This window comes from Marinobacter sp. (assembly GCF_014859525.1).
In the GTDB taxonomy this organism is placed as follows: Bacteria; Pseudomonadota; Gammaproteobacteria; order Pseudomonadales; family Oleiphilaceae; genus Marinobacter.
In genome coordinates this window covers 1-4,050 of record NZ_JACUUB010000137.1, presented here as the reverse complement: position 1 = coordinate 4,050, position 4,050 = coordinate 1, and the positions used below count along the sequence as shown (strand labels likewise).

Sequence of the window (4,050 nt, the reverse complement as noted above, 5' to 3'; positions counted from 1 at the left end):
CTCACCACCCAAACATGGCCCCCATTTTGCTGAACATCTCAAAGAAACAATCCAATGAGACAGCGCTATGCCCACTCACGCCAAAGGCTTCACCCTGATAGAGCTGATGATCGTTGTTGCGATCATTGGCATATTGGCTGCCGCCGCTATTCCCTCATATCAGGGCTACATCGTAAAAACTCAGATCAACCGGGCAGTTAGCGAACTCGGGGCTTACCGCTCAGGGTTTGAGGCAAACCTTACGGGTACTTCAAACATTAACAACCAGTCGTTGGGGTACAGCCCTTCAAACCTCACGACCGGTAACACCGCGACCGAAATTGGCACCGTCAACGTTGACGGATCCGGTCACCTGCAGGTGACCATGGGGGGCAGGGCTCACCCAAATTTGGCAGGTGTCATTCTCCGTCACGAGCGCACGGTTGCCGGGGTGTGGAGCTGCGTTGTTGATAAAACTGGCGCGGCGCAATGGCGGCCAAGCTACACTCCTGCCAATTGCACAGCGATTTAGCGTTGATGGCGCTGAACCCCGGGCCGAAACACGGCCCATGTGGACAGGCACTAGCCTGTGAGTCTGACGGGGCATGAGTGATAAATGCTGTTTGACGTTTAACGGTAAGCGTTATACGCTGGCGGTATGATTAAGAGCTTTCGATGCAAAGACACTCAAGCGCTGTTTGAGACTGGAAAAACCAGACGGTTTTCGGCGATAAAAGCTGCAGCTGAGCGTAAGTTGATAGTGCTGCAAGCAGCTGCAGAGCTGGATGATCTGAAATCCCCACCTGGTAACCGGCTTGAAGCCTTGAATGGTGACCGGGAAGGCCAGCACAGTATCCGCATTAACCGGCAGTGGCGGATATGCTTTCGATGGACTGCTGATGGTCCGGAAGATATTGAAATTGTTGATTACCACTGAGGAGGTCGCACAATGATTAGCAATGGTATGCGTCCCATTCACCCTGGAGAGATTCTACGGGAAGAGTATCTGGAGCCGCTGGAGATGAGCGTAAATGCGCTCTCGAAGGCTTTGAATGTTCCTGCGACGCGGATGAACGAGATCGTTCGTGAGAACCGGGGCGTTTCCGCAGACACAGCGCTGCGACTAGCTCGTTACTTTGGCACCAGTGCGCGGTTCTGGTTGAACCTGCAAACTGAGTTTGAGCTGCGCCAGGCTCAGATAGGCAAGGAAGCTAAGATTGCTAAGGAGATACAGCCGCACGCTGCCTGAAAATCACAAACCATTATGGACAGGCATTTTTGTTCATAAACAACCTTTCCCCTCCGCTCCGGCTATCATAGCGCTCCCCTGGGGTAGCTGTAGCGCAGAGTCCCATCGGGAACCCTACTCGTAGGTGCAGAAATAGGCGGTATCTACGTCAGCTTTAACCTTAAAGCTGGTGTTGGCGGCTACTTCAAAGGCTTCACCAGCTTCGTAGCGGGTCCAACTATCACTATCTGGAAGCTGAACGGTTAACGCGCCGCTGACAACCGTCATCACTTCTTTTTTACTGGTGCCGAACTCGTATTCACCGGAACTGATCACACCTACGGTTGCCGGCAGGCTCTCACCCTGAAACGCGATGGACTTTACTTTGCCGTCGAAGTATTCATTTACGTTTAACATGGTCCTTACCCCTTATTTATCCAAACTGCCGATTCAGCCAAGCGTTGATATCACCAGATTCATACATCCATTGCTTCTCACCCTGGTCGTTGGTGATCAGCAGGCAGGGCACTTTAACGGCGCCGCCTCCATTCAAAAGATCCTCACGATGTGCCGGGTCGTGTTGTGCATCACGCAGCTCGATGTTCAGGCCCAGCCGGGCGATCTCTTTACGCACTTTTATGCAAAACGGGCAGGCGCGGAACTGGTACAGCGCCAGGTTTTCGGTAGCTTTATCAATCTCCGCTTGCTGCTCAGACGAGCGGCCGATGGCCTTCGGTGTGCTGAGTTTCTCTGAAAGCAACATAAAGGGTGTCAGAACCAACCGAAGCAGTCGGAAAAAGGCACGGATAATCGTTCGCATAATGAGACCTAAACTGTTTGGAAATGAGCGGATCTGCTGGAAACAGGCCCTGAAGGATACCATGACTGACGAATTGGGGTCAGACCCGAGGACATTTCACTCCGCCAAATGTATTTGGGTCTGACCCCGACTTCACAATTTCACGGGAAACCCCGAAGTTCCATCCGCTTAGCCAGACCACCTTGTTTTGATACCGGCAATCACGTAATACTGGAACGTCCAACAAAGGTACGTTTTCTGTACATTGGCTACTTGAGGTTCCAGTCATGAGCGGGCGCCAGCCTTCTTCCCCAACTGATGTGCATTGGTCGATGAAGCCAAACCGAGATAAGGCGCTCATGCTTGCCCAGCGAGCCGTGTCGGTTTTTGTGTACGATGCCGTGCGGCTGGAGGGTATTAACTTTACGCTCCCGGAAGTGCAAACCCTGCTGCAAGGCGTCACCGTGGGTGGGCATAAGCTGAGTGATCAGCAAATCGCGGTCAATCAGGGGGAGGCCTGGAAACGGCTGTTTCAGATGATCAGGGAAGGGCAGTTCGCACTGAACAAAGAGTGTGCTACGGATCTACACGCTATTGCTGCAAAGGAAGAAGCTTTGGAGTGGGGCTGCTTTCGCACCGGTTCTGTGCTGATCGCCGGCACGGATTACGAACCGCCGTCGGCAAGTGAGCTTCCGGGTCTATTCGAGCGCATGATCGAAGCGATGCAGCAATATGAAGATGTCTATGACCAGGCCATTCACATCTTCCTGAGCATGGCCCGTTGCCAGTTCTTCTACGATGTTAATAAGCGCATGGGCCGGTTTATGATGAACGGCCACCTGCTGAATAACGGATACCCCGCTATTAATATCCCTGCTTCACGTCAGCTGGAGTTCAATGAACTGATGCTGGATTTTTACGAATCTGGTGACCAGAAGGCGATGAACACATTTGTTCGAAGCTGTATGGATGAACGGGCCGTGCGCATCATGAAGGAATGATGGGGGTCAGACCCAAACACATTTCACCTCGCCAAATGTATTTGGGTCTGACCCCAACTTGAATTACCAGATCCAGCGCAGCGGTGCCGGTGCTTCTACCGTATTGGGCGCTTGCCGCACCACTTGGGCAATCTCGGCAGAGCCATGCTCTTTGGCGCACTGGTATAAAGAGCGAATATGTTCCGGGCTGCGTTTGTCTTCCATATCCCGATGGTTGTCGATGCATTGCTCGAAGTATCTCTGCATCTGCGCCTGGCGATCGGCATCGTCTCCGGCCCAGGTTTGCAGGTTCTCAAGGCGGGTAACGTCCACGGCGATGCCGTAGCGGTGCAGTTGCACCATCAGCACCATGGCCAGGATGAAAGCGAGGAACACCCCGAGAGAGAGTGTTCCGATCACGTATTTGCGAATCATCGGTTTGCCTCTAAGGTGGAAGCAACGCTGCCAGCGGTGCTTCGGTTCAGCTCATAAACCGCCATGTTCACGGCAGAGGCCAGGTTTAAGGATTCGATCTTCGCCGCTCCGGGAATGGTGTAGCGCTGAGCGGCCAGCTCATTCAACGCTTCCGGGGGCACGCCGCGTGCTTCGTTTCCAAACAGGTAGCAGTCGTGTTCTGCAAAAGCTGGACTGGCGATGGCTTCGCCGTCAATGTCCAAACAGGCGATGCGGGGATAGTGGCTGGCGAGAGTCTCCAGCGAAACCTCGGTTTCAATCGATACGTGAAAAATAGCCCCCATGCTGGCCCGGACCACTTTCGGGTTGAACGGGTCCACGCTGCCGGGGCTCAGCAGGCAGCGCATGCCGCCAAACCAAGCCAGGGTGCGCAGAATCGTCCCCAGGTTGCCGGGGTCCTGGACTTCGTGCAGGTAGATGGCTTTATCGCCGGGCGCGGGACTTTCGTTGTTAGCCGGCGGCATCGGCACCACCGCCAGTATACCTTGGGGGCTTTTGGTGTCGGCCAGTTGAGCCATCTGCCGGTCACTGATCAGGTGTTTCGGCCAGGGGCTGTTCCAGTGTTCGTAGGCACTGGTTACATAGAGTTG

The 4,050-nt window shown here is 54.0% G+C and carries 8 protein-coding genes; 4 read left to right on the top strand and 4 right to left on the bottom strand.

Annotated elements, in window-relative coordinates:
• Positions 1-67 precede the first annotated feature (67 nt).
• The 3 genes from IBX51_RS14590 to IBX51_RS14580 all read left to right on the top strand — a co-directional run bounded on the left by IBX51_RS14590 (position 68) and on the right by IBX51_RS14580 (position 1,228).
• Positions 68-511: a pilin gene (locus tag IBX51_RS14590; RefSeq protein WP_291832038.1), complete on the top strand. Its 444-nt coding sequence runs from the start codon at positions 68-70 to the stop codon at positions 509-511.
• Positions 512-637: 126 nt separating this feature from the next.
• Positions 638-916: a type II toxin-antitoxin system RelE/ParE family toxin gene (locus IBX51_RS14585; protein WP_291832037.1), complete on the top strand. Its 279-nt coding sequence runs from the start codon at positions 638-640 to the stop codon at positions 914-916.
• Between the two features lie 12 nt (positions 917-928).
• Positions 929-1,228 (top strand): HigA family addiction module antitoxin, encoded by a 300-nt coding sequence (locus IBX51_RS14580; RefSeq protein WP_291832036.1) that lies wholly within the window; start codon positions 929-931, stop codon positions 1,226-1,228.
• Positions 1,229-1,342: 114 nt separating this feature from the next.
• On the opposite strand, the gene IBX51_RS14575 is transcribed toward IBX51_RS14580, so the two are convergent.
• Together IBX51_RS14575 and IBX51_RS14570 are read right to left on the bottom strand one after the other, a co-directional pair.
• The gene (locus IBX51_RS14575; protein WP_291832035.1) at positions 1,343-1,624 is read right to left on the bottom strand and encodes a pyrimidine/purine nucleoside phosphorylase; all 282 of its coding nucleotides are present in this window, start codon (positions 1,622-1,624) and stop codon (positions 1,343-1,345) included.
• Between the two features lie 16 nt (positions 1,625-1,640).
• Positions 1,641-2,027: a glutathione S-transferase N-terminal domain-containing protein gene (locus tag IBX51_RS14570; RefSeq protein WP_291832034.1), complete on the bottom strand. Its 387-nt coding sequence runs from the start codon at positions 2,025-2,027 to the stop codon at positions 1,641-1,643.
• Between the two features lie 311 nt (positions 2,028-2,338).
• Here IBX51_RS14570 and IBX51_RS14565 point away from each other — a divergent pair, with 311 nt between their 5' ends.
• Positions 2,339-3,007, top strand: coding sequence for a Fic family protein (locus tag IBX51_RS14565; RefSeq protein ID WP_291832033.1), 669 nt, complete (start codon positions 2,339-2,341; stop codon positions 3,005-3,007).
• A 63-nt stretch (positions 3,008-3,070) separates the two neighbouring features.
• Here IBX51_RS14565 and IBX51_RS14560 read toward each other — a convergent pair whose 3' ends face one another.
• Entirely contained in the window at positions 3,071-3,421 is a 351-nt protein-coding gene (locus tag IBX51_RS14560) for a hypothetical protein (RefSeq protein WP_291832032.1), read from the bottom strand.
• Positions 3,418-4,050 (bottom strand): RNA methyltransferase (locus tag IBX51_RS14555; protein WP_291832031.1); only part of this gene is annotated, 633 nt, incomplete at its 5' end. The genes IBX51_RS14555 and IBX51_RS14560, both read right to left, overlap by 4 nt.